This window comes from Brevibacterium sp. 2SA (genome assembly GCF_005502845.1).
Classification (GTDB): domain Bacteria; phylum Actinomycetota; class Actinomycetes; order Actinomycetales; family Brevibacteriaceae; genus Brevibacterium.
Window position 1 is genome coordinate 13,103 of sequence record NZ_SCMW01000021.1, and the last position, 18,222, is coordinate 31,324.

The window sequence follows — 18,222 nt, forward strand, 5'->3', positions numbered from 1 at the left end:
CGACATCACGTCGGATCCGCCTCACCGGCACCGAGGTGGTCGCCCTTACGCGTCCATCGTCGCTTCGAGCACCGCGTCCCTGGCCTCGCGGCGCTTGCGCTGCTCCTTGGGATCCGGAACCGGAACTGCGGAGAGCAGACGCTGCGTGTACGGGTGGACGGGGTTGGCGACGACCTGTGAGCTCTGTCCGATCTCGACGAGGTAGCCGTGGCGCATCACCGCGATGCGCGAGGCGATGCGTTCGACGACGGCGAGGTCGTGGCTGATGAACAGGCACGCGAACCCGTAGAGCGCCTGCAGGCTCTCGAAGAGGTCGAGGACCTTCGCCTGCACCGAGACGTCGAGGGCCGAGGTCGGCTCATCGGCGATGAGCAGCTTGGGCCGCAGGCTCAGCGCCCTGGCGATGCCGATGCGCTGACGCTGACCGCCCGAGAGCTCGTGCGGGTAGCGGTTGCGCATCGTCGTCGGCAGCTCCACGGCGTGGAGGAGCTCTTCGACCTTCTTGTTGAGCGCCGGCCCCTTCATCCCCTCGTGGAGGTAGAGCGGCTCGCCGATCGACTCGCCGACGGGCAGACGCGGGTTGAGCGAGGAGCCGGGATCCTGGAACACGATCCCGACCTCTTTGCGCAGTGGCCGCAGCTGCTTGTTCGACAGACCCTTGATGCTCTTTCCACCCACGAGCATGTCGCCCTCGACCGTGGGCAGGAGTCCGAGGGCGGCACGGCCGATCGTCGTCTTGCCCGACCCGGACTCGCCGACGAGGCCGACAACCTCTCCGGGAGCGATCGAGAGATTGATGTGGTGGGCGGCCCGGAAGGCCTTCTTCCGCCCGAGCGCCGGGTACTCGATGGCGACGTCGCGCAGCTGGAGGGCAGAGGGCTTCGAGAAGTCCGCCTGCGACCCCGGATGATAGTACGTCTCCGTCGAGTCCATCTCGATCTGCGGGTGGTCGGCCTCACCGGTCGAGGCGGGCGTGGCTTCGGCGTCATCATCGGCCAGCGATCCCGCCGCGAGGTCGTCGCCTGCGGACTCGTCCGCTTCGGCCTCCTCGAGATCGTGGAGCGCGACCTCGACGTCCCCCAGATCCGCGCCGAAGGCCTCTCCCTCGATCTCGGTGCCGAGGTGGGGCACCGCCTCGAGGAGCTGCTTCGTGTACGGATGCTGCGGGTTGTAGAAGATCTCATCGGCGGTGCCCGACTCGACGACCTTGCCCGCCCGCATAACGATGATGCGGTCGGCCATGTCCGCCACCACGCCCATGTCGTGCGTGATGAGGATGATGCCGGCGTCGAGCTTCGACTTGAGCTCGCGCATGAGCTTGAGGATCTCGGCCTGCACCGTGACGTCGAGCGCTGTCGTCGGCTCATCGGCGATGAGCAGCTTCGGCTGGCACGCCAGCGCCTGCGCGATCATGATGCGCTGCCGCTGACCGCCCGAGAGCTGGTGTGGGAACGAGTGGAACCGCTCCTCGGGATCGGGGATCTCGACGAGACGCATGAGCTCGAGAGCGCGCTCCTTCGCCTCCTTCGGACCCATGTTCATGTGCACGCGCAGCGTCTCGACGATCTGGAAGCCTGCCGTGTAGACCGGGTTGAGCGCGGTCATCGGCTCCTGGAAGATCACCGAGATGTCGTTGCCGCGGATGTGCTGCATGCGCTCCTGGGGCAGTCCGATGAGCTCCGTGTCGCCGAGCTTCGCCGAGCCCGTGGCCCGACCGTTGGACGGCAGCAGACCGAGCAGGGACATGCTCGACTGCGACTTGCCCGACCCTGACTCACCGACGATCGCGAGCACTTCGCCCGCGTTGACCGTGTAGGTCAGGCCTTCGGCCGCCATCCACCATTCGTCGCTGACCCAGAAGTTCACTCCCAGGTCCGTGACGTCGAGGATCGGTGACTTCGCCGAGGCGGTCGCCTCCGCTGTGGTCTGTGCGGTCATCACTTGTCCCCCTTCTTCGCCATGCGCTCGGCCTTCTTCATCTTCCGCCAGCTCGGGATCGTCTTCATCCGCGGGTCGAACGCGTCGCGCAGACCGTCGCCGATGAAGTTCACGCAGAGCGCGATGATGATGATGAAGAAGCCGGGCCACCAGAACAGCCACGGACGCGTGGCGAACGAGGTCTGGTACTCGCTGATGAGCTGACCGAGCGAGATGTCAGGCGGTGCGATGCCGAAGCCGAGGAAGCTCAGCGAGGCCTCGAGGACGATCGCCTGGCTCATCAGCAGCGTCGTGTTGACGATGATGACACCCATCGCGTTCGGGAGCATGTGCTTGAACATGATCCGGAAGTCGCTCGCTCCTGCCACTCGCGCCGAGTCGACGAATTCGCGTTCGCGCAGCGAGAGGAAGTCACCGCGGACGAGTCGAGCGAGCCCGGTCCAGAGGATCGCACCGAGGACGAGCCCGAGCATCGCACCGCCGGTGCCCGAGACGAGCTTGCCGAGGATCGCGCCGACGACGATGACGGGCAGGATGATGAAGCCGTCGGTGATGCGCATGAGCACCGAATCGACCCAGCCGCGGTAGTAGCCGGCCAGCGCCCCGACGATCGTGCCGATGATCAGAGCCACCACACCGATGATGACCATGACCATGATCGAGATCTGGGTGCCCTTCATCACGCGGGCGAAGTTGTCGCGGCCGATCTCGTCCTGACCGAACGGATGCTCGCCGGGTGAGAAGAAGTTCGACAGCGTCCACGTCGGTGCGCCGCCGGGGTTGACCACCGGGCCTGATGCCGTGTGGTTGAAGATCCACCAACCGGGGATCGGACCGATGCCCTGGGCCGTGTAGGCGAAGATCGTCACGAGGATGAGGACGATGAGCCCTGCCATCGCGCCCTTGTGGCGGATGAACTTGCGGAAGACGATCTTTCCTTGGGAAAGACCTTCTGTCTCCTTCGTTTCGATCGCGTTCTCGCCGACGGGGTCGAGGCCCGTCTCCGTGTCTTGGTTCTTGTTGTCGATGCTCATGCGTTCACTCGGATTCTCGGGTCGAGGACGGCGTAGAGGAAGTCCGCGACCAGGTTGGCGATGATGGCGAGGATGCCCGTGATGAGGATGTAGGCCATGATCGGATCGAGCTCGGACTGTCGCATCGAGTCGATGAAGAGCTTGCCCATGCCGTTCCAGCCGAAGATCGTCTCTGTGATCACCGCACCGCCGATCATTGTGATGATGTCGACGGGGATGATCGACGCCAACGGAAGCAGCGCATTGCGCAGCGCATGCCGCATGATCACCGTGCGCTCATTGAGGCCCTTGGCTCGCGCCGTGCGGATGTAGTCCTGACCCATGACCTCGAGCATCGATCCGCGGGTGTACCGCGTGTACGACGCGAAGGAGATGAGGACGAGGGCGATCGACGGCAGCAGGAGGTGGGTGAACGTGTCGAGGTTCGTGATCCAGAAATCGCCATTGACGTTCGGTGCCGAGGCACCGATCGTCGCGATCGGGCGATTGTTGATTGCGGGACTGCTCGAGTACTCCGACCACCCCTGCAGCACACGGTCGGCGAAGATCGTCACCGCGATGATGACCGCAGTGAAGACGGTCGTGCGCGCGGTGTCCCACGGATCGGGTCCACGGAACGCGAGGCCGACGCCGATCGCCACGCCGATCGTGACGATGAACAGGCCGAGCATCCACAGCCAGTTCATCTCCTGGTAGTAGAAGAGGTACTGGAGCGGCATGTAGAGGAGCGCTCCGATGACGGCGATCGTCAGCGAGGCGTAGAGCACGCGCTTGTTCTTCAGGCCGGTCGAGAGGAAGGTCATGACGATCGCGGCGCCGACGCCGATGAGGACGACTCCGACGACGCCGATCGTCGGCTGCTGGAGCCAGCCGCTCGCCAGGATGTAGTAGATCGTCCCGAAGGTGACGAGCGTCGCGGCGAGGAACGTGATGATCCGTCGCTTCTTGCCACCGCCGAGGGCGCCCATCCAGAAGAGACCCATCGCGATGCACGCGATGATGATCGGCCACCAGCTGGTCAAGGTCGGATCGTTGATGAAGTTGTTGATCTCGATGGCTCCGTACTGCTTGAGGAGCACCGCGACCCAGAAGACGGGCAGCGAGTAGAGGAGAAACGAGACGAAGGTGATGAAGTAGTCGAAGCCCGAGTACTGGCGGATCGCGGAGACCATGCCGACGGCGATGCCGAGGATGATCGCGACGATCGTCGAGGCTGTGATGAGCTTGATCGTATTGACGATCGCACCCTGGAGCAGGTAGGTGACTTCCTGACCGCTCTTCCAGGCGATTCCGAGGTCACACTGGCCGACGAGGCAGCCGCTCGCGCCGGCGAGCCACTTGAAGTAGCGGACGATCGCGGGCGTCTCGAGATCGAGGAGGCGAATGCGCGACTCGTAGAGCGCTTCGATGTTCGGGGACGTGCTCGAACGCAGGTCCCAGAAGAAGTCGAGGGCGACGTTGAGCAGAAGGTAGAGGACGAAGGTGACGACGAGCAGAACGAGCACTGTCGACAGCAGTCGCCTGAGAATGAACTTGATCATGGTGTGTCCGATTCAGTCTGTGCGAGCACGCCACTGTGGGGATCACTGTTGTGACCCCCACAGCAGCTGAGATGGTGAAAAGCCGTTCGCATCAGAAGCGAATCAGTTCTTCTCCCACTCCCAGTAGTTCCAGAACATCGTCGGCGACACCGACGTCGACTTCACGTTCTTCACCTTGTCGTTGTAGATCGTCAGCTCGGGGAACTGGAAGATCGGCGCACCGAACGCGTCCTCGGTGAGCTGCTTCTCCATGTCCGTGAGCAGCTGCTGCTGTTCGTCTTCCTTCGACACGAGAAGCTTATCGAGGATCTCGTCCATCTTCGGATTCGAGTAGCCGCCGTAGTTGTTCTGAGCCCCAGTGCGGAAGTTCGCATCGTTCTCAGTCACGCCGGTGCCCTCCGACTGCCATCCGAAGAGGGCGACATCGTAGGACTTATCACCGAGACGGGTGCCCCAGTTGACGTCGCCGACATCTTCGATCTTGAAGCCGGCCTGCTCGGCCGATTCCTTGATGAGTTGGAACTCCTGCTGACGTCGAGCGTTCGTATTGTCGTACATGATGCGCACAGTCGGATTGGAAACGCCGGCCTCTTCGAGGAGCTTCTTCGCCTCGTCGAGGTTGACCTGGCTGTAGGCGTCTATACCGTTCTCGGCGACGATGCCGTCGTACATCGGAGCGCCTGGCACCTGCGAGTACGAGTCGCGGGTGACCGCTTCTGGATTAAGCGGCTTGATGATCTTTTCGACGATGTCAGCACGCGGCACAGTGTGGAGGAACGCCTGGCGAACCTTCTTCGCCTTCTCTTCGTCGCCGCCGTTGGCTGCGGGGTCAAACGGACCGCCGTTGTCGAAGGTGAAGTCGACGTGCTCATAGGTCGCACCGTCGGCAGCATCGACAGTCACGCCGTCAATACCTTCGGCTGCGTCGAGGACATCAGCGGTCGCCTGGGGCTGGGTCATGTCGACCTCGCCGTTCTCGATTGCCTGGACCATGGCCATCGGATCACCGTTGTAGCGCACGGTGATGGTGTCGACCTTCGGTTCGACCGGACCCGAATAGTTCTCGTCGCGCTGGAGAGTGATGTACTGCCCCTCCTGGAAGTCCGTGATCTTGTACGGACCGTTGTGGACGAGCAGGTCCTCGTCGTCGGGCATCGAGGTGAAGTCGAACCCGGTGTTCCAGAAGTTCGAGATCTTCGAGAGCTTCTCCGTGTCCTTGTTCTTGATCGCATCGAGGATCTCCTGCTTGCCTGCAGCTGCGTCCTCGGTGCCGAGCGCCTTCTTCGCCACGATGTGCGCGGGCACGCCGACCCCGTCGGCGCCGGTGCCGAACTCCGTTGCCCAGTCCGCGTAGGGCTTCGAGTACGTGAACGTGATCTCCTTTCCGTCTTCGGAGACTTCTGGGAAGTCCTTGATGAGCGCGGAGCCCGCTGTCGCGGAATCGAAGTAGACGGTGCTCGCGTCGTTCTCCTTGACGGTGCCGTCGTCGTTGTTGTTCGACTCGACGGTGTTGAAGTTCGCCGAGGTGCCCGCCCAGGTCAGAGCGAGGTCCGCGGCGTCGACGGGCGTGCCGTCGGACCACTTGGCAGTGTCGTTGAAGGTGTACTTGACCTTGAGCGGATCGTCGGAGACCTTCTCGACCGAACCGAGGGCGCCGTCCTGGACCTCGAGCTTGTCATCGTAGTACCCGAAGTTGTCATTCATCATGTAGGTGAGAATGGCGTTCGAGGTGGCATTGCCGTTGGCCGTCAGAGTGTTCATCGACCGGAACGACTCGTTCCAGCCGATGTTGAGAATCGAGTTGTCCGAGGCCTGGTCGTCGTTACCGCCACCGGGAGGGGTGCAGGCAGAAAGCACCATTGCTGCTGCGGCAACTGAGGCTCCGGCTGCGAGGAAGCGCTTGTTCACGTTCTCTCCTTGTTGTTCTCTGGGCTCGCGCCCATCGTGCCCGCATCCCGGTTTCGGGATGCGTTCCGACCACTCCTCCCGCCATCGGGAGTGTGACCGCGTTCATGTTTTCACATGGATTGCCTCAAAGTTAATTCACTGGTCTCTGTGACTGAGTCCACATTCTGAGCAGTTTGAGGAATCGTTACCGTTTCGAGACACAGCTCACATCCATCGAATTGAAAGTCTCAATGGATAGGATGTTCAGATGGCTGACAGTGAGATGACACCCGGTGAGACCCGAATTGTGAGAACCACGGGATCGACGGTGCTCTTCGGTCTCATCGCGATCATCGCCGTCATCGGCGTCGGCTCGATCGTCGTCGGTGACTTTACTCTGCGTGGCTTGGCGATCGCAGGGATTCCCGTGCTCCTCTTCATCGGCGCGTGGATGCTCTACCGGTTCCCCCGGGTCGAGCTGCGGCCCCGGGACATCGTGCTCGTCAACCCGCTCAAGACCGTGACGGTGCCGTGGAATCTCGTCGACGGCTTCGACACGCACTTCGGCCTCGGCGTCGAGACGCGTGAGAAGACATTCTCCTCATGGCCGCTCGCCGGTCGCGGGAAGAAGATGGAGAAGGATGCCGCCGGCGCGCGGCGCCTCGTCGACAACCCGAACCCCGCCGTCGACGGTGTGCTCGATCACTTCCGCGGGCTCGGCGACGAGCAGCTGTCGAACCCGCGGGGAGAGCGCACGATCACCGAGCGCTGGAACGTCGAGGTCATCATCGTCCTCGCCGTCGCGATCGGGTGGGCGATCATCGGCTTCACCGCCGTCCCCAGCTGGTGATGTTGATCGGCCCTCAGGCACCGTTGCCGGAGACCGTCACCACCCGCGCTCGCGCCACTGACCCAGTTGACCGCGCTCGGCTCCGAGCGTCGTCGGTGCGCCGTGGCCGGGCAGCACCTGCGTGTCATCGGGCAGCTGCTCGAAGACCCTCTCCTCGAGATCGTCCATGAGCGAGGTGAAGTCCTCGGGACTCCACGTCTTTCCCGGGCCGCCGGGGAAGAGCGAGTCCCCAGAGAAGAGGATCGACTGTCCGCCGTCGAGGAGCAGCAGCGCGATCGATCCCGGGGTGTGCCCGCGCAGCGCGATCGCCTGAAGGACGAATCCCCCGAAATCCCCGACATCGAGATGATCGACGGTGTGGGCGATCTCGACGCCTTCGGCCTCGGTGATCGCCTCGGCGTCGGCGGCACCGGCGATCGTCATGGCGTCCGGGTGCCGCGTCGCTGCTTCCGGCAGCGCCCGGATATGGTCCCAGTGCCGGTGCGTCGTGATGATCGCCTGCAGGCTCGGCTCGGCGCTCGTGTCCTCGGCTCCCGCTGCCAGCAGGCTCTCGATCGCCTCGATGTCGTCGGCGGCGTCGATGAGGACCTGTGCCCCGGTCTCCTTCGCAGTGATGAGATAGACGTTGTTCTCCATCTCGGAGACGGAGATCCATCGGATGACGACGTGTTCGGTCTCGATCGTGTTCACCATTTTCCCCTCACGTACTGTGCTGGATACGGTCCCGGCTCGACGCCGAGCTCATGGGCCGCCCGCTGCGGCCACGCCGGTTCGCGCAGCGCCACCCTGGCGAGCAGGATCGCGTCAGCCTGCCCCGAGGCGAGGATCGTCTCGGCCTGCTCGGGTTCGGTGATGAGACCGACGGTCGCCGTCGTCGCCCCGGCGTCGCGGATCGCCGCTGACAGCGGCACCTGGTAGCCGGGTCCGACGGGCACCTTGACGGGGAAGTTCCCGCCCGAGGACACGTCGATGACGTCGACCCCGCGGGCGTCGAGCTCACGGGAGACCTCGACCGCCTCGGCGATGTCGAAGCCGTTCTCCACCCACTCGCTCGCCGAGAGCCGGACGAACACGGGCACGTCCTCCCCCACGGCCTCGCGCACGGCGTCATAGGTCTCGTAGAGGATCCGGGCGCGACCGGCGAGGTCGCCGCCGTAGCCGTCGGTGCGCTGGTTCGACAGGGGCGAGAGGAACGAGTGGAGCAGGTAGCCGTGGGCGGCGTGGAGTTCGACGAGGTCGAAGCCGACGTCGATCGCCCGGCGCGCAGCCGTCGCGAAGGCGGCGACCACCTCGGCGATGTCGGCCTCCGTCATCTCTGTCGGCTCGGTGTAACCGGGATAGGCGATCGGGCTCGCGCCCAGCGGCTGCCATCCGCCCTCGGCAGCGGGCACCGTGCCGCGCGGGTTGCCGTCGAAGGGGCGGTACGTGCTCGCCTTCCGGCCCGCATGCGCAAGCTGCATGCCGATCGGAGTGCCCTGTGAGTGGACGAAGTCGACGACGGGCTTCCACGCCTCGGCGTGCGCGTCACTCCAGATGCCGGCGTCCTGCGGGGAGATCCTGCCCTCGGAGAGGACAGCTGCGGCCTCGGTGAGGATGAGACCGAATCCGCCGGTCGCCCGCGCGCCGAGGTGGACGAGGTGCCATGTGCCGGGCATGCCGTCCTCTTTCTCGCACGAGTACTGGCACATGGGCGCGAGCCAGATCCGGTTGTCGACGGTCAGTCCGCGCAGAGTCATCGGGGTGAAGAGTTCAGCCATGGGCACCAGTCTGCCTCAATGGTGCTTGTCCTCACAGCATGATGTTGAACACCGGGACGGCAAGCAGGTAGACGGTGGCGGTGATGAGGACGATGCCGATGAGGTTGAGCCAGATGCCGCCCTTGACCATCTGCCCGATCGTCACATAGCCCGAGCCGTAGGCGACGGCGTTGGGCGGGGTCGCCACCGGGAGCATGAACGCGCATGTCGCGGCCAGCGCCACCGGGATCGTGAGGATGAGCGGGTCGAGCTGGAGGCCGAGGGCGACACCGCCGACGACAGGGATGAAGGTCGCCGCGGTCGCGGTGTTCGACGTCAGCTCCGTGAGGAAGAGGATGAGCGCGGCGAGGATCGCGACGATGAGGATGAGCGGCAGCGCGCCGAGACCGGCCGAGACCTCGCCGATCCACTCGGTGAGTCCCGAGGACGAGAACTGCGAGGAGAGTGCGAGACCGCCGCCGAAGAGGAGGAGGACGCCCCACGGCAGCTTCTCCGCGGTCTCCCAGTCGAGGAGGCGGACGCCGCGGTGGGCGCCGCCGGGGATGAGGAAGAGGAGGAGGCCGATGACCATCGCGATGCCCTCGTCGCTGATCGGCGGGTCCTCGAAGATCAGCGGGATCGAGATCCAGCTGACCGCGGCGAGGATGAACATCCCGAGGACGAGCTTCTCGCCCGTCGACATCGGCCCGAGCTTGGCCATCTCCTCACGAATGAGTTCGCGGCCACCGGGGATCTCGTCGATCTCGGGCTTGAAGAGCACCTTGACGAGGAGGAACCATGCGATCGCCATCATGACGACAGCCAAGGGCACGCCGACGAGCATCCACTGGCCGAAGCCGATCGAGATGTCGTGGTTGTCCTTGAGGTAGGCGACGAGGAACGTGTTGGGCGGGGTGCCGATGATCGTGCCGAGCGAGCCGATCGACGCGGCATAGGCGATGCCGAGCATGAGCGCGGTGCCGAAGTTCGACTTCACGGCGTGGCCGATGCCGACCTCGCCGGTGCCGCCGTCTCCCCCGGAGCCGTCCGTGCTGCCGCCGGCCGAGGCGGTGGCGGCGTCAGCGGATCCACGGTCGCCGGGGACCGCCTCGGTGCCCGTTGTCCCTGTCACCATCGCCGAGCCGACGACCTTCGCGACGATCATGAGCACGGAGATGCCGATCGGCAGCATCATCACCGCGGTCGCCGTGTTCGAGACCCACATCGACATGAAGCCGGTGGCGATCATGAAGCCGGCGATCATCGGCCCCGGCTTGTTGCCCATGAGGCTGAGCGTGAAGAGGGCGATGCGCCGGTGGAGGTTCCACCGCTGCATCGCCAGGGCGATGAGGAACCCGCCGAGGAAGAGGAAGATGATCGGATTGCCGTAGGAGGCGCCGACATCGGCCATCTCCACCTCGGCGCCGAAGACGGGGAACGCGACAAGCGGCACGAGGGAGGTCGCGGGGATCGGCAGGGCCTCGGTCATCCACCACACGGCCATGAGGACGGCGACGGCGGCGGTGAGCTTCGCGTTGTGCTCGACGGTGTCGGGCATGATCGCGTAGACGAGGGTGCAGAGGATGAGGCCGAGGAGGAAGCCCGTCCACCGCACCCGCACCGTCCGCAGCGGGAAGCCGGGGGCGCGCTCCCCCGGTGACTGCTCGGCGATCTCAGTCGACTGCGGCGACGGGGTGTCGTTCACGGTGAGCTCCTCTATGAGCTGGCGGGCTGGGCCTGTGTCTCCACCCTAACGACAATGACGACAGTTGTCTTCGACCGCGAGGTCACGGCCCGGGCACGATCAGGGTCATCCCTCCGGCCCAGTAGGGGCCGTCTGGGCTGGTCAGGGCTGTCGGCGCAGTCGCAGGTGTCGGCACGGCCGCTGCCCGCGCCTCTCCGCCGCCCGCGTCAGCACGGCCGCTGGCGGCGCCCCTTCAGAGACGCGGCCGCTGGCGGCGCCCCTTCAGAGACCGGCGATGAACGAGTGGATGCGGTCGGCGACGAACTCGGGATGCTCGGCCATGAGGAGATGGGCCGAATCGGGGATGACGGCGAGCTCCGACCCCTCGACGGCGTCGCGCATCTTCCCCATCTCCTCCGGGGTGCAGCCGGGGTCCTGGCTGCCGGCCATGAAGAGGGTGGGCGTCGTGATCCCGCCGAGCTTGCCCTCGAGGTCGTAGAGTGCGAGCGCCCGGCAGCACGCGATGTAGGCGGCATCGTCGACGGTCGCGAGGTCGGTGAGGATCGCCGGCCCGGTCGCGATGTCCTCCTCGAGGAAGCCGGCGGCGAACCAGCGGTCGGCGGTGTCGGGCAGCAGGGATGCGGTTCCGTCGTTCTCGACCTCGGTGATGCGTTCGGCCCACGAGACGTCGGTGCCGAACTTCGGCGCCGTCGCACACGCGATGAGCCCGGTGAGCTTGTGCGCGTGTTCGAGGGCGAGCGTGAGCCCGATGCCGCCGGAGATCGAGGCGCCGCAGTAGGTGAACGACTCGACGCCCTTGTCCTCGAGCGAGGTGACGAGACCCGCGGCGAGATCGGAGATCGTGAAGTCGCGGCTCAGCTCCTCCTGCGACACCGGGTACGTGTGACCCGGCAGATCGGAGAGGTAGATCTGGTGGTCGTCGACGAGGCGGGAGGCCACAGCCGCCCACAGCGGAGTCCGGGTGCCCAGCGCATCGCCGAAGACGAGCGCGGGAGATCCGGGATTGTCATTGAAGGCGTGAAGGGCGATGCGCATGAGGGCTCCTCATCGTCGGAATCGGGATCGGCAGACGGTGCGGACAGCGGCTGCATCGGACAGCGGCTGTGTCGGACAGCGGCGGGAGGGTCTCTACGCCAACAGCCTACCGCCGGAGTAGGTGAGGTAACAGCGCGGACACAGCGATTCGTAGGTCACGGCGTTGCCGTCGATGGCGACCTGATCGCCGTCGAAGATGAACTCCCCGTCGACGAGGCGGCCGTTGAACATCGCCTTGCGACCGCAGCGGCAGATCGTCTTGAGCTCTTCGAGGGTGTGGGCGATCTCGAGGAGGCGGGCCGATCCCGGGAACGCCCGGGTGCGGAAGTCGGTGCGGATGCCGTAGCACATCACCGGCACGTCCTGCTCCGTGGCGACGCGCATGAGCGAGTCGATCTGCTCGGGTTCGAGGAACTGCGCCTCGTCGATGAGCAGGCACGCGACGGGCGCTTTGGGGGTGTCGATCGATTCCAGGAGCGCATCGTGGTCGACGTAGTCGGCGTGCTCGGCGTAGATCGTCTCGACGTCGGCGCCGGCGGGGACGAGGAAGTCGACGGTGCGGGTGACGCCGAGGCGGGAGACGATCTCATCGGCGCCCTTCGTGTCGATGTCGGGCTTCGCGAGCAGCACGCGCTGCCCGCGCTCCTCGTAGTTGAAGGCCGCCTGGAGCAGAGCCGTCGACTTGCCGGAGTTCATCGCACCGTACCGGAAGTAGAGCTTCGCCACCCGTGTCCTCTCTCGCTGTCCATCACTCGTCTGCGCGCCGGGACGCTACTCTACCGCCGAGCCGACGCGAACGCTGAGCCGAGGGCCAACGGCGGCAAAAGGTAGGATGGTGAGGTCAAACCCCACGACAATTCGGAGCAGTCCATCATTATGGCCAAAATCATCTACACACGCACCGATGAAGCGCCGCTTCTGGCGACCTACTCACTCAAGCCGATCATCGAAGCCTTCGCCACCTCGGCGGGCGTCGATGTCGAGACGAGGGACATCTCCCTCGCCGCCCGTGTGCTCGCTCAGTTCTCCGACCGCCTCCCGGCCGACCAGCAGGTCGCCGATGCGCTCACCGAGCTCGGCGACCTCGCCAAGACTCCGGACGCGAACATCATCAAGCTCCCGAACATCTCCGCCTCCGTTCCGCAGCTCAAGGCCACGATCGCCGAGCTGCAGTCGCAGGGCTACGACCTCCCCGACTACCCGGAGGAGCCCGAGACCGACGCGGACAAGGACGTCAAGGCCCGCTACGACAAGGTCAAGGGGTCAGCGGTCAACCCGGTCCTCCGTGAGGGCAACTCCGACCGGCGCGCGCCGGAGGCCGTGAAGAACTACGCGAAGAAGCACCCGCATTCGATGGGCGAATGGTCGAAGGATTCGCAGACGAACGTCGCGACGATGGACGCCGATGACTTCCGCGCCAACGAGCAGTCCGTCGTCATCCCCGCCGATGACACCCTGCGGATCGTCCTGCGCACTGCCTCCGGTGAGGAGAAGGTCCTCAAGGAGTCCCTCCCGGTGCTGGCCGGCGAGGTCGTCGATGCGACGAAGATGAACGTCGCCGCCCTCGACGAGTTCCTCCGCGCCCAGATCCAGCGCGCGAAGGACGAGGGCATCCTCTTCTCCGTCCACCTCAAGGCGACGATGATGAAGGTCTCCGACCCCATCCTCTTCGGCCATGTCATCGAGGCGTTCTTCCCCGAGGTCTTCGCGACCTACGGTGAGGCCCTCGCCGAGGCGGGGCTGACCCCGGACAACGGACTCGCCGCGATCCTCGACGGACTCGACGAGCTGCCCGCCGAGGTCGCCGAGGGCGTGCGCGCCGGCATCGAGAAGGGCCTGGCCGAAGGCCCGGCGCTGGCGATGGTCAACTCGCACAAGGGCGTGACGAATCTCCACGTCCCCTCCGACGTCATCGTCGATGCCTCGATGCCCGCGATGATCCGCGTCGGCGGCAAGATGTGGGACAAGGACGATCAGACGCAGGACACGCTGGCCGTCATCCCCGACTCCTCGTACGCCGGGGTCTACCAGACCGTCATCGACGACTGCCGGATCAACGGCGCGTACGACCCGACGACGATGGGCACCGTGCCCAACGTCGGGCTGATGGCGCAGAAGGCCGAGGAGTACGGCAGCCACGACAAGACCTTCGAGATCGCCGAAGCCGGCGTCGTCGAGGTCGTCGATTCCGCCGGTGAGGTGCTCATGAGCACCGAGGTGGCCCCCGGTGACATCTGGCGCGCGTGCCAGACGAAGGACATCCCCGTCCGCGACTGGGTCAAGCTCGCCGTCACCCGCGCCCGGCTGTCGAACACCCCCGCAGTGTTCTGGCTCGACGAGGCCCGGGCCCATGACCGCAACCTCAAGGCGAAGGTCGAGGAGTACCTCGGCGATCATGACACCGAAGGCCTCGACATCCGGATCATGAACCCCGTCGATGCCACCCAGTTCTCGATCGACCGGATCCGCCGGGGCGAGGACACGATCTCTGTGACCGGCAATGTGCTCCGCGACTACAACACGGACCTCTTCCCGATCCTCGAGCTCGGCACCTCGGCGAAGATGCTCTCCGTCGTCCCGCTCATCGCCGGCGGCGGACTCTTCGAGACCGGAGCCGGGGGCTCCGCACCGAAGCACGTGCAGCAGCTCGTCGAGGAGAACCACCTGCGCTGGGACTCCCTCGGTGAGTTCCTCGCCCTCGCCGAGTCGTTCCGCCACGAGTTCAACGTCCACGGCAATGCGCGGGCCGGCGTCCTCGCCGACACCCTCGACGCCGCGACCGGGAAGTTCCTCGAGGAGAACAAGTCGCCTTCGCGCAAGGTCGGAGAGATCGACAACCGCGGCAGCCACTTCTACCTCGCGCTCTACTGGGCGCAGGAACTGGCCCGCCAGACCGAGGACGCCGAGCTCGCCGCCGCGATCGCCCCGGTCGCCGAGGAGCTGGAGAAGAACGCCGAGGCGATCTCCGCCGAACTCCTCGCCGTGCAGGGCTCGCCGGTCGACCTCGGCGGGTACTACAACCCGGATGACGCGAAGGCCGACGCCGCGATGCGTCCGTCCCCGACCCTCAACCGCATCGTCGAGACGCTGCGCGAGAAGGTCTGAGCGCTCGCTCCGGCACCATCACCTGCCTGCGCACCACGGTGCGCAGTGACACCCTGACTCATGGGGCCATCAGCGTTTATGATGGCCCCATGAGTTCTCAAGACCCCCGCGGACGCGCCCAGACGCCTGACGAACTGCTCGCCGAGACCAACGCGCTCCTCGGCGCCGAGGGCGACGACCCGTCCGCTCGCCAGCCCGCAGCCGATGGCACTGCGACTGCCGGTCGCCGCGAGATCGCCGATCGCGACGGCACTCCAGTGCGCGGTGAGGGACAGATGCGCGGCGACACGGCGGGCGGGGCCGCCCGCAGCGGCGGTATGTCGGCGGGCATGTGGATCTCGCTCATCCTCGGCGCGGTCATCGTCGTCCTCCTCCTCATCTTCATCCTGCAGAACAACGTGCCCGCCGACTTCCAGTACTTCGGCTGGCAGTTCCAGCTGCCGCTCGGCGTGGCGATGCTCTTCGCCGCGATCGGCGGCATCCTCGTCGCCGGGATCATCGGGTCGGTGCGGATCTTCGTTCTCGGGCGCAGGCTCAAGAAGATCGAGAAGGCCACGGGCCGCTGACAGTGCCCTCCGATCCCCTCTCCCCCTCCGACTTGCCGATGCACCCGGACTTCACCGTCCTGCGCACCGATCTGCCCGCCACCCTCGTCCTCGCCGACACGGCAGGCCCCGCCGCGTGGGCGCGCACGGACGATTCCGTGCTCACCGCGCAGGAGCGCAACTACGCCGCGGAGTTCGAACCCGAGACCGCAGCGACCTGGTCCGCCGGACGAGTGGTGCTCCGGCACGTCCTCGGCGCCGTGCTCGAAGCCGATCCCGCCGGGATCGAGATCCGCCTCGATTCGGCGGGCAAACCGCGCGTCGACGACGTCGAGTTCTCCATCACCCGAGCCCGTCGCCTCGTCCTCGTCGCCGTCTCCACCGACCCTATCGGCCTCGACCTCGAGGCGATCCCCGATCACGACGTCGCCGCCGAGGCCGCCGGCCTGCTCCATCCGCGTGAGCGCGACGAGCTCGCTGCGCTCGGCGCCGACGACCTCGCGGCCGCCTTCGTGCGGGTGTGGGCGCGGAAGGAGGCCTTCCTCAAGGCGCTGAGCACGGGACTGGCCCGCGACCCCGGAATGGATTACATCGGTGCCGGTGAGACACCCGATTCTCCGCACCCCGACGTCGACATCCACGACCTGCGCGAGGGCATACCCGCCGGCTTCGCCGCCGCGATCGCGTTCAACCGCTGACCTGCACACGGTCGCGTCCTGCTGCCTCGCGCCGCTGTCACCAGGCACGGCCGGCGGTTGCTTGTGCGCCGAGTCTTTCGATCACGCGGGAGTGCGGTTAGCGGGCCTGCCATCGGCACCGGCGCTTGATCGAGGATGTCGGAGTGTGCCCGTCGCACGCAGGCGCGGCCGGGCACGCGGCGTTCAGTCCTTGCCGAAGTCGGGCCCGTTCGCGCCCGTCGTGAAGACGACGGCGATGGCGAGCGAGGCGAGGGCGATGAGGCCGAACCAGATGAACCCACCGGCCGGATTGCCGAGCGTGGCGAGGACGATTCCGAGGACGGCCGCGCCGACGATGACGACATCGGCGATGATGATGTGGCGCAGATAGGTCGTCGCCCCCTTGCTCACTCCGTAGGAGATCTCCGTGGCCGAGCTGAGGAAGAGCAGGACCGCCGCGGTGATGATGATCCACGCCGGAACGAGGAAGAACGACCCGAGGCCGGGAAGGAAGATGACGAGAACGGCCGCGAGCAGCAGCTTGACGATTCCGTCGATGACATAGGCGGATTTCCTCATGGTTCGATCCTACTGGCCACCGGCTCACGATGCTCGCCGCTGAGGCTCTGAATGAGTCCGAGGACCGACCGGAGCACGGTCGCCTCGACGTTCGAGTGGGCGATGACGATGCCGTGGCGCACCGCGCTGTCCCCGCTCCAGCCCGCGGCGAGCGAGGCGACGCGGATGCCCCTGCCCTCGAGCTCCCGCAGCAGCGTCTGCGCCCCGTCCGCGTCGGTCTCGATGACGAGGGTGCGCCCCTCGTGGACGAGTCCGGGGATCGCACCGGCCTCGGCGACGACCGCCTCGGCGGCCCGCAGACGTCGCCGCCCCCGGGCGATCCGACGTCGCAGACCACCGGATTCCAGGTAGGCGGCGATCGCGCTCTGCAGAACCGGGGCGATCGCGGGACCCCACGACGTCCGCACCGCGCTCATCGCCTCGCCGAGGCGGCCGCGGGCGACGATGTACCCGGTCGACACGGCCGTGGTGAGCACGGTGGAGAACGTTCCGATGTGAACGACATCGACGTCGAGGTCGAGGGAGCCGGCGAGATCGTAGAGGGTGGGCACCGAGGTGCGCTGGAGCCGGGCCTCGCTGTCGTAGTCGTCCTCGATGACGACGACGCCGGCCCGGGCCGCCCAGGTCAGCAGCGCGATGCGGGTGCTCACCGGCATCGTCCCGCCGTGGGGGAACTGGTGGTTCGGAGTGACGACGACCGCCGCGACCCGGCCCTCGAGCTCCTTGAGCCGGTCGACGTCGAGCCCGGTGGAGACGTCGAAGGCGAGGAGCTCGCGGTCGGCCATCGCGAGCCGCAGACCCGGGAATCCCGGGTTCTCCACGCCGATCGCCCCGTCGAGCCCGGAGGCGAAGAGGAGGCGGAGCCCATCGCGGGAGCCGCTCGTGACGATGATGTCGCGCGGGTCGACGCTCATCCCCCGCAGCAGTCGCAGGTGGTCGGCGATCGCCCACCGGGTGCCCGGCTGGCCGAGCGGGTCGACCGCGCCGGGATCGACGTCGAGGGCCTCGCGCCACGCCCGCCGGAACGCCGGGTCGCGCAGCGGATCGTCACCCCCGTGGCCGGGACGCAGGTCGATGAGGCGCCGAGGCGCTCGCTGCGGAGCCGACGGCGGTGCGGGCACGTCCGTGTGCCGCAGCAGGGCGGTCGGCAGGTCCGGGTCGACGATCGTCGCGGCGCGTTCGCGCGTGAGCAGGTAGCCTTCGACGGCGAGCTGGGCGTACGCGGTCTCGATCGTGCCGCGGGAGACGCCGAGATGACCGGCGAGTCGGCGACTCGAGGGCACCGGATCGCCCGGCCGCAGCTCCCCGCGGGTGACGAGGCTCCTGATGCCCGCGACGATCTGGTCGGGCAGGGGTGAGCCGTGGTCGATGGCGATGTCGAGGGACTCGCGGGTCGAGCGCGGCAGGCTGGAGGCAGCGGGCATCCCACCATCATAGTCCAAACTGGCCTACAACTCTCGTGCGATTCTGGCTCTGCGAATAGGCCACTGGCGGCTCTAGCCTGATTGAGGACGCGACGCCGACACCTCGTCTGCGACGAACGGCGACCGCAGTCCGACACGACAGTCACGACACCACAGCGCCGCTTTC

15 protein-coding genes are annotated in these 18,222 nt (G+C 66.4%); 4 read left to right on the forward strand and 11 right to left on the reverse strand.

The window, feature by feature from the left end:
- Positions 1-45 precede the first annotated feature (45 nt).
- From FFS20_RS09395 to FFS20_RS09410, 4 genes are all read right to left on the reverse strand, one after another.
- Positions 46-1,938, reverse strand: a complete 1,893-nt coding sequence (locus FFS20_RS09395) for an ABC transporter ATP-binding protein (RefSeq protein WP_137825586.1) — start codon at positions 1,936-1,938, stop codon at positions 46-48.
- The gene (locus FFS20_RS09400) at positions 1,938-2,972 is read right to left on the reverse strand and encodes an ABC transporter permease (protein WP_137825587.1); all 1,035 of its coding nucleotides are present in this window, start codon (positions 2,970-2,972) and stop codon (positions 1,938-1,940) included. Before FFS20_RS09400 ends, FFS20_RS09395 begins: the two co-directional genes overlap by 1 nt.
- The gene (locus tag FFS20_RS09405) at positions 2,969-4,513 is read right to left on the reverse strand and encodes an ABC transporter permease (protein WP_137825588.1); all 1,545 of its coding nucleotides are present in this window, start codon (positions 4,511-4,513) and stop codon (positions 2,969-2,971) included. Before FFS20_RS09405 ends, FFS20_RS09400 begins: the two co-directional genes overlap by 4 nt.
- Positions 4,514-4,615: 102 nt before the next feature.
- The gene (locus FFS20_RS09410) at positions 4,616-6,421 is read right to left on the reverse strand and encodes an ABC transporter family substrate-binding protein (RefSeq protein WP_137825589.1); all 1,806 of its coding nucleotides are present in this window, start codon (positions 6,419-6,421) and stop codon (positions 4,616-4,618) included.
- 247 nt (positions 6,422-6,668) lie between these two features.
- On the opposite strand from FFS20_RS09410, the gene FFS20_RS09415 reads away from it, so the two are divergent.
- Positions 6,669-7,250 carry a hypothetical protein gene (locus FFS20_RS09415; protein ID WP_137825590.1) on the forward strand — a complete coding sequence of 194 codons (582 nt, stop codon included), beginning with the start codon at positions 6,669-6,671 and terminating at the stop codon, positions 7,248-7,250.
- 36 nt (positions 7,251-7,286) lie between these two features.
- On the opposite strand, the gene FFS20_RS09420 is transcribed toward FFS20_RS09415, so the two are convergent.
- The 5 genes from FFS20_RS09420 to FFS20_RS09440 form a co-directional block, all read right to left on the reverse strand.
- Positions 7,287-7,943, reverse strand: a complete 657-nt coding sequence (locus tag FFS20_RS09420; protein WP_137825591.1) for an MBL fold metallo-hydrolase — start codon at positions 7,941-7,943, stop codon at positions 7,287-7,289.
- On the reverse strand, positions 7,937-9,007 hold the full coding sequence (locus FFS20_RS09425) for an NADH:flavin oxidoreductase/NADH oxidase (RefSeq protein WP_137825592.1): 1,071 nt from the start codon (positions 9,005-9,007) through the stop codon (positions 7,937-7,939). Before FFS20_RS09425 ends, FFS20_RS09420 begins: the two co-directional genes overlap by 7 nt.
- Positions 9,008-9,038: 31 nt before the next feature.
- Entirely contained in the window at positions 9,039-10,691 is a 1,653-nt protein-coding gene (locus FFS20_RS09430) for a DASS family sodium-coupled anion symporter (RefSeq protein WP_137825593.1), read from the reverse strand.
- A 261-nt stretch (positions 10,692-10,952) separates the two neighbouring features.
- Positions 10,953-11,726 (reverse strand): alpha/beta fold hydrolase, encoded by a 774-nt coding sequence (locus FFS20_RS09435; protein WP_137825594.1) that lies wholly within the window; start codon positions 11,724-11,726, stop codon positions 10,953-10,955.
- A 93-nt stretch (positions 11,727-11,819) separates the two neighbouring features.
- Complete coding sequence (locus FFS20_RS09440) at positions 11,820-12,452, reverse strand: thymidine kinase (protein WP_137825595.1); 633 nt, start codon at positions 12,450-12,452, stop codon at positions 11,820-11,822.
- Between the two features lie 150 nt (positions 12,453-12,602).
- Here FFS20_RS09440 and FFS20_RS09445 point away from each other — a divergent pair, with 150 nt between their 5' ends.
- The 3 genes from FFS20_RS09445 to FFS20_RS09455 all read left to right on the forward strand — a co-directional run bounded on the left by FFS20_RS09445 (position 12,603) and on the right by FFS20_RS09455 (position 16,074).
- Positions 12,603-14,831 carry an NADP-dependent isocitrate dehydrogenase gene (locus FFS20_RS09445; protein ID WP_137825596.1) on the forward strand — a complete coding sequence of 743 codons (2,229 nt, stop codon included), beginning with the start codon at positions 12,603-12,605 and terminating at the stop codon, positions 14,829-14,831.
- Between the two features lie 89 nt (positions 14,832-14,920).
- Positions 14,921-15,397, forward strand: coding sequence for a lipopolysaccharide assembly protein LapA domain-containing protein (locus FFS20_RS09450; protein WP_137825597.1), 477 nt, complete (start codon positions 14,921-14,923; stop codon positions 15,395-15,397).
- Between the two features lie 38 nt (positions 15,398-15,435).
- Positions 15,436-16,074 (forward strand): 4'-phosphopantetheinyl transferase superfamily protein, encoded by a 639-nt coding sequence (locus FFS20_RS09455; RefSeq protein WP_137825619.1) that lies wholly within the window; start codon positions 15,436-15,438, stop codon positions 16,072-16,074.
- A 183-nt stretch (positions 16,075-16,257) separates the two neighbouring features.
- On the opposite strand, the gene FFS20_RS09460 is transcribed toward FFS20_RS09455, so the two are convergent.
- Together FFS20_RS09460 and FFS20_RS09465 are read right to left on the reverse strand one after the other, a co-directional pair.
- Positions 16,258-16,632: a hypothetical protein gene (locus FFS20_RS09460; protein WP_137825598.1), complete on the reverse strand. Its 375-nt coding sequence runs from the start codon at positions 16,630-16,632 to the stop codon at positions 16,258-16,260.
- Positions 16,629-18,056 carry a PLP-dependent aminotransferase family protein gene (locus FFS20_RS09465; protein WP_137825599.1) on the reverse strand — a complete coding sequence of 476 codons (1,428 nt, stop codon included), beginning with the start codon at positions 18,054-18,056 and terminating at the stop codon, positions 16,629-16,631. Before FFS20_RS09465 ends, FFS20_RS09460 begins: the two co-directional genes overlap by 4 nt.
- Positions 18,057-18,222 lie beyond the last annotated feature (166 nt).